We start from the raw sequence: 12,746 nt of genomic DNA, 5'->3' as shown, positions 1-12,746 counted from the left end.
ATGAGCTTCGTGGACGTTCTGCCGGAGACGCTGCGCGATGGGATCGCTTTCCTGCGCGCCGAGCTTGCGCCGTTTCCGGGACGCGTCAACGTGATGCTGCGCGCGCTGCTGACCAGTGCCATCGTCATTGTGATGTCGCTGACGCTCGAAGTTCCGGAGCTGCCGTTGTCGCTGCTGGTGGTGTTCTACGTCACGCAGTCGAATGTGGTGATCACGCGGCTCGTTGGGCTGATGTTCATCATCGGGTCGACGATTGCGATCGGCAGTTCCATCCTCCTGTTGAAATTTACGTTTGACTATCCGCTGGTCCGTATCGTCGTTGCTAGCGCGCTGTTCTTCGGCAGTGTCTACCTGATGCGCGTGCTGAAGATCGGCATCGTGTTTTTCATTGTTGCGATCGTGATTATCTACGTACAAACTTTCGTTGACCAGACAGACCAGGCCGAGTTGCTGATTCGCGCCGTGCTGTGGGTGTGGGTCGCAGTGAACTACCCGATTGCGTTGACACTCGTGATCAACTCGCTGCTCCTGCCTGCGGAGCCACAACATCAATTGAAAGCGGAGTTCGAGCGGCAACTGACAGCCGTCGATACACGTCTGACGCAACTGATCGACGGCGGCCCAGTGCCGGCCCCGATCACAACGACTCAGGTCCAGCAAGGCGCACTTACGCTGCAAAAGCTGCTCAAATTCGCCACGATGCGCGACTCCCGCTACCGCGATACGCAGGCCTGGCACCTCGCCTCGATTGCCACGGTTACGCGTCTACATCTGGGCGCGAGCCAGCTGGTTGCCGGTGAACAGCGGTCAAGTCTGTACGCGCTGCGGGAGAACTGCCGCGCGCTCGCCACCGCGCTTGCCAACGATGCGCCCTATAGCATCGAGCGTGCGCCCACGCCGGACATCGCGGACGCCGTGGGCAGGGCAGATACGGTGATCGAGATGCAGCGCGCGCTCAGCGCGTTGAGCGATTTCGGCGCGCGTGGCGAGCCGGCCGCCAGTCCGCCGGTGAAAGAGCCAATGATCGTGCTAGACGCATGGACCAACCCCGCATACGCACGCTTTTCGCTGAAGACACTGCTCGCAGTGCTCATTTCGTATGTCTTCTATAACGCATCCGATTGGCAAGGTATCCATACGATCATGCTGACCTGCCTTATCGTCGCGCTGCCGAGCCTTGGCGCATCGACGCAGCGCGCGCTGCTGCGCGTGGCCGGTGCGCTCGGCGGGAGCACGCTTGCACTGCTGGTCGTCGTATTTGTGATTCCCCAGCTCGATAGTATTGCTGGCTTATTGCTGATGGCGTTGCCGATCGCCGCGCTCGCTGCGTGGATCGCGGCCGGATCGGAGCGCATCGGCTATGCCGGGGTGCAGTTGCTATTCACGTTCTCGCTCGCGGTGCTTGGCCAGTTCGGGCCTACCACCAACCTCACCGAAATTCGCGACCGCATGGTCGGTATCCTGCTCGGCGTTGGCATAGCGACTTTCATCCAGATGTCGTTCTGGCGAGAAGCCGAGGGCGACGTGCTGCGTTTGAAGCTCGCGTCCATGCTTCGCCCCGTCGCCGCGCTGTTGCGCGTGGCCCCGGGAGACGTGGGGGCGAGCGGACAACTATCCTATGCGCAGCAGCAGTTGCAGACCTGGGCCGTCCTGGGTGACTGCGAGGCGATGCTGGCGCGGGTCGCGCTCGAACCGAACTGGCAGGAGGGCGAGCAGGCTCACTTGACGATGCGTGCCCAAGTAGTCCTCGCACAGGGACGGGAAATCATGCTGGCCGGCGATGCGCTTCACAAGGCGCTCGATGCTTACGATGCCCGCGCAACCGGGGAGACCGTCGACGCGGTACGCGCGATCCAGGAGCGGGCGGCCGCGCGTATCGACCGCTATGCAAGTGAACTTTCATCCAGCCCGCCCACGGCCCGCCAGCCGCGTCGTATGGAGATCGTTGCGAGGGCGGACGAGTTGCCCGACGCGCCGCTTTGGGCGAGCTTGGGCCGACTGGCGGGTGAGGTGGCCGGATTGCCGGACTGGGAGCTTGCCGCGCCGCATCCCGGTGTCTTGCGCGAGTCTGCCGAACATGACTGAACCGGACCGTCTGCGTTGGCGTTCGTTTCGGCACAACGTCGCGCTTTTCGCCGGGCTTGCATGCGCATTGACAGGGTGCGCGTTGATTCATCACGATACCGCGCCCTATACGCCCATTGCGCCAGAAAAAATTCGCCTCGCCGACGATATTCATCTTGCGCGCGATGGCTGGCCGTCGGCGAATTGGTGGACGGGTTACGGCGACGCGCAGCTCGACATACTGATCGATCGGGCGCTCGCCGATGCGCCAACGATGGTGATCGCGCGCATGCGCGTGGTGCGGGCGAAATCGGACGTCGAGCTCGTCAAGGCAGGTTCCAACCTGCAGGTTGTCGCGCTGGGCTTGATCGACCGCGAGCGGGTGTCGTCGAATGGCTTTCTTGGGCCGTTCGCACTGAACGATCCGGCGCTGGGCTTCTCCGGCCCGTGGTACACCGAGGGAATCGTGGGGCTGGGCGCGAGTCTGGACATCGATATATGGGGGAAACAGCGCGCGCAGGTTGCGGCCTCGCTCGGCGTGCAGAACGCGCGGCTCGCGGAGGCATCTGCGGTTGAGCTTGAGATTTCGACCGATATTGCACAGATTTACTTCGGAATCCAGACCACATACCAGTTGATTGATTTGCTGGAGCAGTTGCGGCAGATAGCGGCATTCGCGATTGATGCGCACGAGGCACGCGTGGCGCGGGGCCTGGAGTCGCGCATCTTTGTTGAAGATGCGCGAGCACACGAGTTAGCCGTGCAGCGGCAGATCGTCAACGCGGGGGCGCAGATCCAGCAGTTCCGCGAATCGCTGCGCGCGCTGCTTGGCGCCAGCGCGGACAACTTGCCCACGATCGAGCCTGTACCGCTGCCTGAATCGCGCGCCACGTTGCCCTCGACGCTGTCGTACGAATTGCTCGCTCGCCGGCCCGATCTGCAAGCGATGCGCTGGTATGTGCAGGCATCGTTCGACAGGATCGATGCTGCGAAGGCCGCGTTTTATCCGAGCTTCGACATCAAGGCGTTCTTCGGCGTCGACGCGCTGCATCTCGCCGATCTGTTCACACATGCCAGCCAGCAGTTCAATCTCATACCGGGCGTGTACCTGCCTATTTTCGACGGCGGCCGCCTGAACGCGAACCTGGGTGGCGCACGCACAGAGAGCAACCTGCTGATCGAGCAATACGATCAGGCGGTACTCGACGCGGTGCGTGACGTCGCGAAAACCGGCAGCCGCCTGCAGGACCTGAATACCGAAGCGCAACTGCAGACGCAGAAGGTGCAGGCGGTCTCGTTTGCGCATGAAAGCGCCGAAGCGCTCTATCGGCGTGGACTCGCTGACAGGCTGGCCGCGATGGACGCGCGAAAGCCGGTGATTGCCGAGCAGCTTGCGCTTCTTGAGATCGACGGACAGCGCCTCAGCCAGGAGATCGCGTTGGTGAAGGCACTTGGCGGCGGATATCGGGCTGATCCGCCGGTCGAGCTGAAGCCGCGATGATCGCGCTGCTGGAATGTGCGATACCCGCAACTCGTGACACAATCAAGCGGTAGGATTAAATAGGCGGGACGCGTTGTTACCAGCGTCGCACCGCATTGCTCAGGAAAGCTCGTGCAGACCGCGAGAAAGATCCTGCGCCGCAAAGGAAACGAAACGCCCTAGGGAATCCACGCCCGGAGATCGAACGATGGCCGAGAACGTTCTGTCATTGCCATGCCGTCCGAAATTGATCTCGATTGACGAGATCCTGACCGCACGACCCCAGCGGCCGATTGCAACTACGCGCGGGCGCGGCTGGAATGGGCTGACGGCCGATCTTCATCGGCCTTACTTCGGCTGCGCCGAAAGCTATGCGGGTCTCGATCATCACCTGATTGGTTACTGCCCTTCGGGTAGCGCCAAACTGGTTCAGAGCCGAGCCGGAGTCGTTCATGAGAGCGTGATCACGGCGGGGACCTCGTACATCATGCCTGCCGGTTACGAGTCGACCTGGGAAGGCGATTCGGGGCTGTCCGCCAGGCTGCGCATTCCACCCTCGCTTGTCGCCCTGGCGGCGGAGCAGCTTGGCCGCAGAAAAAGCCAGGTGGAAATCCGTAACGTGTTTCAGGCGCGCGATCCGGTGATCGAGCGCCTCACACAGATCTTGCTCGTGGAACTGGATAGAAAAGCGCATCCCGTCCAGGTGTTGATTGTCGATGCCATATCCACAGCGCTGGTTGCTCATATGCTGCGCGCCTATAACGCTTTCGAGGCGGTGGAGTGCGCACGGGAGCGATCGCTTGGCGCGGTTGAAATTGCCCGGTTGACTGAGTTTATCGAAGGCAATCTTCATCAGACGATCACCCTTGAGGATCTGGCGTCGGTAGTGAACGTCAGCCGCTTCCATTTCAGCCGTTTGTTCAAGCGCAGCACAGGTTGCACTGCCATCAGCTTTGTAGAGCAGTGCCGGATTCGGCAGGCTCAAACGCTGATTACCGACACCGATCTGCCGCTCGCTGAGATCGCGCTGACGGTGGGCTTTGTCGACCAAAGCCATTTCACCAGACGATTTCATCGCCACGTCGGATGCACGCCAGCGGTTTTCGCGCGCGAACAGGGACGGCGGCGCTCGGGGTTCCGAGCAGCGCGATTGGACGGAGAGAGTTGACCCTAGCCGCCGTGCTACGCGTGCATCATCCACCCGCCCGCGGCCATTGCCGCCTGACGTAACGCCTCCGACAAGACGGGATACGGATGACAGATTCGCGCGAAGTCTTCGCAAATCATGGACGCCTCCATCGCAATGGTCACCTGTGAAATCAGATCGGCGGCGCCTGGCCCGACGAGATGAGCGCCCGCGATGAGGTTCGTACCGGAGTCGACCAGCAGCTTCACAAATCCCTCGGAGGCGCCGCAGATCGCGGCGCGCGCACTCGCGGCGAGCGAGCAGTAGCCGACTCTATACGCGGCTCCAGCTTCACGAAGTTCGTCCTCGGTTTTCCCGATCGCGGCGACCTCAGGACTTGTATAGAGGACGTACGGGATTGACGAATAGTTGACGAATCCGGGAAGACCCGCGATACGCTCGGCGCAAGCGATCGCCTCTTCTTCGGCTTTGGACATAAGCATCGGGCCAGTTGCGGCGTCACCCACCACCCATATTCCGAGGCCGTTTGTCATTGGTCCCTGTTGAGGCAATGCGCCTTCCGTATCGGCCTGAATGCCAAGGTTCGCGAGGTTCAGTCCGGTCGTCAAGGGCCGACGGCCGATAGCGACAAGGGCCATGTCCGCGTCGAGTGTAGTGATCTCAGTGGATTCGGCTGTACCGTGTTGGATGGAAACACTGTTGGAGTGCTTATCGATTCCAATAGCGTTACTCGACAATCTGATATCGATGCCTTGCCGCTTCAGCGAGCGCTCCAGAGTGGCCGTGACGTCGCTGTCGAGCCAGTGGCAGATGCGATCATGGCGCTCAATGAGGGTTATACGCGAGCCGAGTCGTCGCCAGATTGAACCCAGCTCGACACCCACGGCGCCTGCGCCGATGATCGCCAGATGCCGCGGCACCCGGTCGAGCGACAACGCATCCGCGGAATGGAGAATCCGCGTGTGATCGAAAGAGGCGAATGGAAGTGGGACCGGCTCCGAGCCCGTGGCAATAACGACGGAAGTTCCGGACAGCGTTTGCTGCGAGCCGTCCGCTTTCCTGACGATAACCTGTCCTGCTGCGGCGAGCAGGGCATTGCCGTAGATCAGTGTCACTCCATGCTTACGCAACAGCTTGTGGATGCTCTTCGACATCTGTTCAACGGCCGCCGTCTTATAGGCCATCATCTGCATCAGGTTGAGCGCCGGTGCGCAGTCAACGCCAAGCGCAGCGTTCTTCCCCTTGCTGGCCAGATCGTATATCTCAGAGGTATGAAGCAGCAATCGGGACGGAATGCAGCCGGTTCGAATGCCCGTTCCGCCCACGTTCGACGCTCGCTCAATACAGGCGACGGAGAACCCAAGCTGCGCCGCCCGAATGGCGGTGTTATAGCCGCCCGCGCCGCAACCGATGACGATGACGTCGTAATGGTTCATCAGCCTTGCGCCCTGGACTCTTACTAAGGAAGAAGAATGAACGGCATTGGAATCCGCCTTTGCGGCCCATCAATTCCGGCGGCGGCATGGAGACTACGGGCCGTAGCGTATCAGGACAAAGGAAAGACGAATTGAACACTCTTGCGCACGTTGGTCGATACTTGATGAGCCATACAAGCGGAGCGGCGAATGCCGGATAGTGCCTGACGTCATGGGTATTGGATATCGCCTGTTGCTACCTCGACCGGGAATATTTTCGTGATAGCATTTCTGCTCGAATCCGGCACTGCAACATGTCAACGACTTACCAAACCGCCGATAAGCCTGTCAGCATTGATGAGATCGTGCGTGTGTTGTCGCATCGTCCCATTGCGACCACGCGCGAGCGCGCGTGGCCAGGTGTCACCGTGGATATGTATGCTCCACTCCCCAACGTATCCGAGAGATACCCCGCGCTCGACCATCATCTGATCTGCTATTGCCCGACCGGCAATGCACGGCTTGTTCAGGGACGAGATGGCGTTGTCCACGAAAGTCTCATCTCCGCAGGCGTTTCAATGATCATGCCGGCGGGATGCGACTCGCTTTGGGAGGGTAGTGCGTCTGCCACGGCAAGGTTGCGCATCCCAACGTCTCTGATTGCATCCGCGGGCGAGCAAATTGGACGTCACAGCATTTCGAAGGTCGAGATCCGGAACGTGTTCGAGACGCGAGATCCCGTCATCGAGCACGTGGCGCAGGTACTTATTGAAGAAATCGATCGCAAGCCTCACCCCGCGCAGACCCTGATTGTCGATCATGTGTCGTTCGCGCTGGCAGCGCATCTGCTTCGAAGTTACAACGTGTTTGAGTCCGTTGTGTCACCGGTATTGCCCGCGCTAAGCAGAGTCGAAGTCGCTCGTCTCACTGAATACATCGAAGACAATCTGGACGGACCCATTGGACTCGCCGAACTTGCAGGCATAGTGAATGTGAGCCGTTTTCACTTTACTCGTCTCTTCAAGCGGAGCACGGGTATGACGGCCATTGGCTTTGTCGAGCAATGCCGGATTCGTCGCGCTCGATCTCTGATTCTTGAAACGACGATTCCACTTTCAGAAATTGCACTCATTACGGGTTTTGCGGATCAGAGTCATTTTACGAGGCGTTTTCATCGTCACGTGGGTTGCACGCCTGCCGCATTTGCGCGGGAGCATGGCCGGCGACGGGCAGTGAAGGGGGCGGCGAATTGACTGCCGGCATCCCACGAATTCTCAGCAGGTGATTATCGTAGTGCCCGGCTTTTCCGGCCAGGCAATTCGCCTTGCTCATTGCGTGCCATGTCTTTCACGGCGGAAACTAGGATCATGGAGTCGCCATTAGCCGGTTTATAGCCGCGTGCGCTAGGCCGGAAGACGGCATCGCCAGGACGAATCTGCAAGCCGCTTAACGCACAAGTCGACACGGCCCGCGCAACCATCATCTTCCATAGTTGCTCCTCGTAGCATCCGGACGTTGCATCCCGCCAGCAGACCGTTACGGTTGAAGTCGAGCATTTCTCGACGATATGAAGATGGATCACTCGCTCGTGGTCGAGGCGAGCGCGTCGATTGCGTTGATTGCCCAAGGCGGTGCAATACGCCTGCTTTTCGCCGCTCGTAACGCATGAGAGTTTTGCCCGTTGCATCATCAGCAGCAAGTCGACCGTGTACTTCCACGCATCGACGGTTTGCGGAGTGTCCATTGCTTTTTTGTCAGCGTAATTGGCGTTGCCGGTATGTTCAACCATTGCCTGGATATAACCATCGGTTTATCAGGCGATCCAGCGACAGAGGTCCTGCGCCAAGCGCCATGATCCCGACGGCGAGCGATGCCCAATAGAGATGGAAATTGGCCCAGCCGTCAGGGAACACCAATTGGATCACAGCCGTCATGACCAGTAGAGCAAGAGCCACGATCCTGGTCGCGAATCCCAGCACAAGCAAAACAGGGAGGGCTATTTCTGCTACGGCAACGACAAATGCGACCGTGTCAGGCGAGGGGAAGCTATATGCGCCGCCAAAGATATGAACTTTGAATTGATTCTCGAACAGGAAAAGTGTCGCTGGAGAAATAGACAGGAATCCGTCCCATCGCGTGAGGCCGGATCGAAAGAACGGAAGCGCGAGAGCAATGCGCAGCATTGGCGGAGCGAGGGCGCGCCCAAACGCCTGGATTTGCTCCGGAGCGGTGCGAATCAGCCGTTCGAAGCGACCTTTCGTTCGTGCGTTGAGCTGACTCATGCATACCTCGCAGTCGGGCTGAACACCGAATCTTCGCGTGTTTTCCAGCCGACGATTGCGTTGGCAACAAACAGATCGCGGAGCGTACCGGTCAGGTCGAAATCGGCGCTTTCGTCCAGAGCGATTTTTGTTGCGTCGCCTACCGGCGCGTCGGCTGCGACGCTGAGGATGAAGGTCGCTGCGCCAACAGGCAGCCGGCGAACCTCGACGTCAGCAACCGGGCGCACAACGAGCGCATGCTCACCTGCGCTGGAAGGGTCGATAGCAGTGGGAACACCGCAGTCAATGTTCATCAGCCATAAATGGACAATGGGAAAAGCCGACCGTACTACGCGCACTGAAGGATGCAGCCTAAGCCTGATCTCAGAAAGGCTTTGGAGATCGATCGTGGAAAGCTGAACCGGGTCGGCTGGCGGCATCTCGGCGGCGTGATACGACTCGGCCCACGCGCGCTCGAGTCGCGCGACGTCAGGCAGATACGGCACGCTCTTCGCCGGCTCGAACGTTCGGATGAAATCGGGGAACGTATCACCATAGTCAAGCATGATGGGCGACCTTGGCGGTTCAAGCGCGACGTAGACGCGCGCCATCGCCGCAAAGAATTCATCGCCCACGATACGGCGCACGGCGGGGAACGCAGCCTTCAATGCCTCGACGAGACCGGCAACTACATTGTTCCGATAGACGTTGAAGCGTTTTTTGCTTGGCTGCAGATCCGGTCCAATCAGGCCGAGCGGGACAGGCATGCCGGGGTCCAGCAGCGCCGCAGCGAAGTGCCTCTGGCGTTCGCGCAAGCAGCCACGGTTCGGCCCCGTGCGGCTACCGTTGCTATCCGACGTTCTGGCGCACAGTCGAGATGATTCCTGGCGTGTCATTGCGCGCTCACGACCGAAGCGGGCGCTGAACGACATTCGTCCAGAGCTCGCGAAGACTGTCGACACCACCGGCAGTTGAACTCCAGAGCGTGGTATCGCTGACGAGCAAGCTGCCGGCGAACGTGTCCGCTCGCGATTGCAGGAGCGCGTCGAATGTTGCGCGCTCGCGTGTAAAGGGGTGCTGTGGGGCGGTGGGATCGATTCGCTGGCGGGCAAGGACGTCGAGCTTGTCGACAGTTTCGCCTAGCCGCTCGAGTTGCGGCAGATGGGGATGCAGATTGAAAGTACCGACGTTCTGGAGGATACCTAATCGATCCAGTGTTGTATCGCGTTCGATCGGTGCCGGCGTTCCGTCTGCTTCGGGCGCTGGTCTCAGTCCAAAGCGGTTTTCCACCGGTACGCCGAGGCCCGCGAGCAGCGAACGCGCAAAACCGCCGAATCGTTGCCGTGGCGGAATGGTCTTGTCGCCGTGATGCTCGAATTCCGCGATCTGACGTTGCAACTGATCGTTTTCCGGGAGGTCCGTTACATCGCCAATGTCGTGGTGCGGACAGATGAAGGCAAGATGATCCGGGTGTCCAAGGAACGTGCGAAGCGCTTCGATTTCCGGGCTTCCCGCTGTTTGAGCCGTCCTGAGCGAGTCGAAACTGATGACGATCAGCGTATCGATGCTGCTGAGAAGATTCGCATCGAGCGGCGTGAGCGTCCCGTCGTCCGTTACACGCTCGATCTCCGTGACGCTCTGCCCGGTCAGCGCCTTCGCCAGTTCTACGAAGTCGGTGAAGTTGCGCTTCATGATGTGGTCGAGGAAACCCGCAATGCTCTGGTCGAACTGACGCACGTTTGAGAATTCGTGGAATCTCGGAAAGCCCATCCTGCGGCTTTCAAAGAGCGCCGGAAATCGATCTTCGATCACATGGAGAGGCGCGCCGTTCTCCGCTGGCCGGCTCCACGCGTAATAAACCATGACGTGCCGCTTGATCATGTTGTCTATGCCTCTGTCAGATAGTGGTGCGTGGCTGCCTCAATGACGGTATTGGCGCGCTCTGCTTCTGCCTTGAGGGTTTGCCAGCCGGGTATGTTCGAATCCCATTCAATCAATGTAGGAATTGGGCCGGTCCTGCGGATCGCGTATGCGAAGAGATCCCATACGATGCCAGCGACGTGGCGGTCGTGCGTATCGATAAGCAACGGACGGTTTTTTTCGTCCGCCTCCTCTGTGTGGCCGGCCAGGTGGATCTCTTGCACGGCCGCGAGCGGGTATTCATCGATATATGAAAAAGGGTCCCACTGCTGGTTGATCGATGCAACGTATAGGTTATTGATGTCTAGCAAAAGGCCACATCCGGTGCGCTGTGCGACAGCAGCAATGAAGTCGGTCTCCGAGTACGTACTTTCCTCGAAAGCCAGATAGGTAGACGGGTTTTCCAGCAACATCTGCCGGCCGAGGACATCTTGCACCTGATCGATGTGGTCCACGACACGCGCCAGGCTTTCTTCGGTATACGGAACCGGCAGCAGGTCGTTGAGAAAGCCACAATCATGGCTGGACCAGGCAAGGTGTTCGGAAAACAGCTTTGGTGTATAGCGAGCGATGAGCAACTTCAGCCGTTCGAGATGATCTGGATCCAGAGGCCGGTCCGCGCCAATCGACAGGCCGACACCGTGAATGGAGAGCGGATAGGATTCGCAAATGGCCGACAAGAACCGATGTGGCGGCCCGCCTGCGCCCATATAATTTTCAGCATGAACCTCGAAGAAGCCGATGTCCGGCCGCGACTCGAGGATTGTGCGGTAATGCTCGGGTTTAAGCCCTACCCCGGCGTGGCGAGGCAGGCTCCGTCGGGCGTCCAGGGATAGTGACTCTGACATGGCCAACCGTTGTTCGCGAGTTGAACTGCGGGGCCGGGCTTGACGATGCCCGGCCGTTGACAGATTAGACCTTGGGAGACAGGCTTCCGGGTCCACTCGGGGTAGAGATGGTCGTGCAGGTTCCTTTGGGCACCAGCTTGAATGCGTTGCCCTGATAGTCAGCCGTGCTCGTTCCGGCGCAAGTGGTGCCTGCACCCGCATAGCAATCGTTTTGCCCTTTCAGCGCCGTGCCAAAACACGGTTCGACCTTGCCTGACTTGACGAGCGCGGTGTGCTCCGCCTGAATCTTCTTTTGTGCCGCGGTAAATTCCTGTGCATTGGCAGAGGTAGCCGTCAGGGCGGCGAGAGCGGCGGCGAACGCGCCGGCGACAAGGGTGGTGGTTTTGTAATCGGCCATACGATTTCTCCAACGTTAAAAGAGAGCAGCGATTAAGCTAATGTTCGTGTCTACGAGATGCAGCGTCAGCATACGGAACAGGAGTCAACGGAAGATTGCACGGTCTTGTGCCATTTGGTACGGAATTGCGTTTCAACGCGCGTGCCCTGTAATTCGAAGCGGACGCGGCTTGAATTAAAGAAGAGGATTGGCGGCGCGTAACTTGAAGACATGAACATCACGACAAAAAGCGAGATTCGATGGCTACGAGAATCGGGATTTCTGGTTGGCGCTATGCGGGGTGGCGCGGTGTGTTCTATCCGAAGGATCTGAAGCAGGCGCGCGAGTTGGAATTCGCTTCGCGCATTGTGGAGACCATCGAAATAAATGGCTCGCATTATTCGTTGCAAACCCTGGCCAGTTATAAAACCTGGCATGCGGCAACGCCTGCGCATTTCGTGTTTAGCGTAAAGGGACCGCGATACCTTACCCACATGCTCCGTTTTCGCGATGATTCGGCGCGCCCCGCCATGGCGAACTTTTTCGCGTCAGGTGTGCTTGCCCTTGAAGAAAAGCTCGGACCGTTTCTTTGGCAATTTCCTCCCAATTATTCTTTTGACCCCGAGCGTCTTGATCGTTTTCTAAACATGCTGCCACGTGACACGCGTGAATCCGCGGCGCTTGCGGATCAACATGACGCAAGAGTCAAGGAACCATGGTTCGATGTTCGGCGGCACCGCAAGCTTCGCCATGCAATCGAAGTCAGGCATCCCAGTTTTGAAAGCCCTGACTTTATAAAGACATTGCGCAAGCACGGTGTTGCGCTCGTCGTGTCCGACTCTGTGGCAGGCTGGCCGTATGCCGAAGATCTTACGGCTGACTTCATTTACATGCGCCTTCACGGCGCCGAGACGCTATATGGCGGCTCATACACCGACGCGGCACTTGACCATTGGGCGAGCAGGATTCGCGATTGGTCTAAAGGTAACGAACCTGCCGACCCCAAACTGTTTTCCGCCGCCCGCGCCCGTCCAAGAAAAAGCCGCGATGTATTCTGTTACTTCGATAACGACCAAAAGGTCCAGGCGCCATTCGACGCTCAACGTTTGATGATGCGCCTCGGTGGTTCGTGAGTCAGGGGGAATTAAGTAGAAGCGGTATTTTCGACATGTACGAAAGCCATTGAATGTGAGCATCGTAAATCGAACCGGTAGACCCGCGAAAAAAGCAAAATG

At 59.0% G+C, this 12,746-nt stretch carries 12 protein-coding genes; 5 read left to right on the top strand and 7 right to left on the bottom strand.

The genetic code is table 11. From position 1 onward, the window contains the following. The 3 genes from ACRWA7_RS12230 (at position 1) to ACRWA7_RS12220 (ending at position 4,712) form a co-directional block, all read left to right on the top strand. Positions 1-2,085 (top strand): FUSC family protein, encoded by a 2,085-nt coding sequence (locus ACRWA7_RS12230; protein ID WP_438391250.1) that lies wholly within the window; start codon positions 1-3, stop codon positions 2,083-2,085. Next, on the top strand, positions 2,078-3,565 hold the full coding sequence (locus tag ACRWA7_RS12225) for an MdtP family multidrug efflux transporter outer membrane subunit (RefSeq protein WP_438391249.1): 1,488 nt from the start codon (positions 2,078-2,080) through the stop codon (positions 3,563-3,565). The genes ACRWA7_RS12230 and ACRWA7_RS12225 overlap by 8 nt, the downstream gene beginning before the upstream one ends. Positions 3,566-4,031: 466 nt before the next feature. Next, positions 4,032-4,712 (top strand): helix-turn-helix domain-containing protein, encoded by a 681-nt coding sequence (locus ACRWA7_RS12220; RefSeq protein ID WP_438391248.1) that lies wholly within the window; start codon positions 4,032-4,034, stop codon positions 4,710-4,712. Between the two features lie 14 nt (positions 4,713-4,726). Here the strand turns inward: ACRWA7_RS12220 and lpdA are convergent, their stop codons facing one another. Then, entirely contained in the window at positions 4,727-6,127 is a 1,401-nt protein-coding gene (lpdA, locus tag ACRWA7_RS12215) for a dihydrolipoyl dehydrogenase (RefSeq protein WP_438391247.1), read from the bottom strand. Between the two features lie 293 nt (positions 6,128-6,420). Between lpdA and ACRWA7_RS12210 the strand changes: the two genes are divergently transcribed. Further along, a complete protein-coding gene (locus ACRWA7_RS12210; protein ID WP_438391246.1) occupies positions 6,421-7,359 on the top strand; it encodes a helix-turn-helix domain-containing protein in 939 nt (312 codons plus the stop codon). A gap of 32 nt (positions 7,360-7,391) precedes the next feature. On the opposite strand, the gene ACRWA7_RS12205 is transcribed toward ACRWA7_RS12210, so the two are convergent. The 6 genes from ACRWA7_RS12205 to ACRWA7_RS12180 form a co-directional block, all read right to left on the bottom strand. Beyond that, positions 7,392-7,895: a DUF3331 domain-containing protein gene (locus ACRWA7_RS12205; protein ID WP_438391245.1), complete on the bottom strand. Its 504-nt coding sequence runs from the start codon at positions 7,893-7,895 to the stop codon at positions 7,392-7,394. After that, complete coding sequence (locus ACRWA7_RS12200) at positions 7,888-8,388, bottom strand: DoxX family protein (protein ID WP_438391244.1); 501 nt, start codon at positions 8,386-8,388, stop codon at positions 7,888-7,890. Before ACRWA7_RS12200 ends, ACRWA7_RS12205 begins: the two co-directional genes overlap by 8 nt. Continuing rightward, entirely contained in the window at positions 8,385-9,134 is a 750-nt protein-coding gene (locus ACRWA7_RS12195) for an HvfC/BufC N-terminal domain-containing protein (RefSeq protein WP_438391243.1), read from the bottom strand. The genes ACRWA7_RS12200 and ACRWA7_RS12195 overlap by 4 nt, the downstream gene beginning before the upstream one ends. Positions 9,135-9,270: 136 nt before the next feature. Beyond that, positions 9,271-10,248: a hypothetical protein gene (locus ACRWA7_RS12190; protein ID WP_438391242.1), complete on the bottom strand. Its 978-nt coding sequence runs from the start codon at positions 10,246-10,248 to the stop codon at positions 9,271-9,273. 5 nt (positions 10,249-10,253) lie between these two features. Then, a complete protein-coding gene (gene bufB, locus ACRWA7_RS12185; protein WP_438391241.1) occupies positions 10,254-11,135 on the bottom strand; it encodes an MNIO family bufferin maturase in 882 nt (293 codons plus the stop codon). 64 nt (positions 11,136-11,199) lie between these two features. Continuing rightward, complete coding sequence (locus tag ACRWA7_RS12180; RefSeq protein WP_438391240.1) at positions 11,200-11,532, bottom strand: BufA1 family periplasmic bufferin-type metallophore; 333 nt, start codon at positions 11,530-11,532, stop codon at positions 11,200-11,202. A gap of 239 nt (positions 11,533-11,771) precedes the next feature. Between ACRWA7_RS12180 and ACRWA7_RS12175 the strand changes: the two genes are divergently transcribed. Continuing rightward, entirely contained in the window at positions 11,772-12,644 is an 873-nt protein-coding gene (locus ACRWA7_RS12175) for a DUF72 domain-containing protein (protein WP_438391239.1), read from the top strand. Positions 12,645-12,746 lie beyond the last annotated feature (102 nt).

This window comes from Caballeronia sp. DA-9 (genome assembly GCF_051615025.1).
GTDB classification, from domain to species: Bacteria; Pseudomonadota; Gammaproteobacteria; order Burkholderiales; family Burkholderiaceae; genus Caballeronia; species Caballeronia sordidicola.
The sequence above is the reverse complement of the archived record's forward strand: the minus strand, read 5'-3'. Positions and strand labels throughout refer to the sequence as shown.

Excerpts from the sequence above, each read along its gene's own strand:
- ACRWA7_RS12230 (WP_438391250.1), top strand. The coding sequence starts at position 1 with ATGAGCTTCGTGGACGTTCTGCCGGAGACGCTGCGCGATGGGATCGCT.
- ACRWA7_RS12225 (WP_438391249.1), top strand. The coding sequence starts at position 2,078 with ATGACTGAACCGGACCGTCTGCGTTGGCGTTCGTTTCGGCACAACGTC.
- ACRWA7_RS12220 (WP_438391248.1), top strand. The coding sequence starts at position 4,032 with ATGCCTGCCGGTTACGAGTCGACCTGGGAAGGCGATTCGGGGCTGTCC.
- lpdA (WP_438391247.1), bottom strand. The coding sequence starts at position 6,127 with ATGAACCATTACGACGTCATCGTCATCGGTTGCGGCGCGGGCGGCTAT.
- ACRWA7_RS12210 (WP_438391246.1), top strand. The coding sequence starts at position 6,421 with ATGTCAACGACTTACCAAACCGCCGATAAGCCTGTCAGCATTGATGAG.
- ACRWA7_RS12205 (WP_438391245.1), bottom strand. The coding sequence starts at position 7,895 with ATGGTTGAACATACCGGCAACGCCAATTACGCTGACAAAAAAGCAATG.
- ACRWA7_RS12200 (WP_438391244.1), bottom strand. The coding sequence starts at position 8,388 with ATGAGTCAGCTCAACGCACGAACGAAAGGTCGCTTCGAACGGCTGATT.
- ACRWA7_RS12195 (WP_438391243.1), bottom strand. The coding sequence starts at position 9,134 with ATGCCTGTCCCGCTCGGCCTGATTGGACCGGATCTGCAGCCAAGCAAA.
- ACRWA7_RS12190 (WP_438391242.1), bottom strand. The coding sequence starts at position 10,248 with ATGATCAAGCGGCACGTCATGGTTTATTACGCGTGGAGCCGGCCAGCG.
- bufB (WP_438391241.1), bottom strand. The coding sequence starts at position 11,135 with ATGTCAGAGTCACTATCCCTGGACGCCCGACGGAGCCTGCCTCGCCAC.
- ACRWA7_RS12180 (WP_438391240.1), bottom strand. The coding sequence starts at position 11,532 with ATGGCCGATTACAAAACCACCACCCTTGTCGCCGGCGCGTTCGCCGCC.
- ACRWA7_RS12175 (WP_438391239.1), top strand. The coding sequence starts at position 11,772 with ATGGCTACGAGAATCGGGATTTCTGGTTGGCGCTATGCGGGGTGGCGC.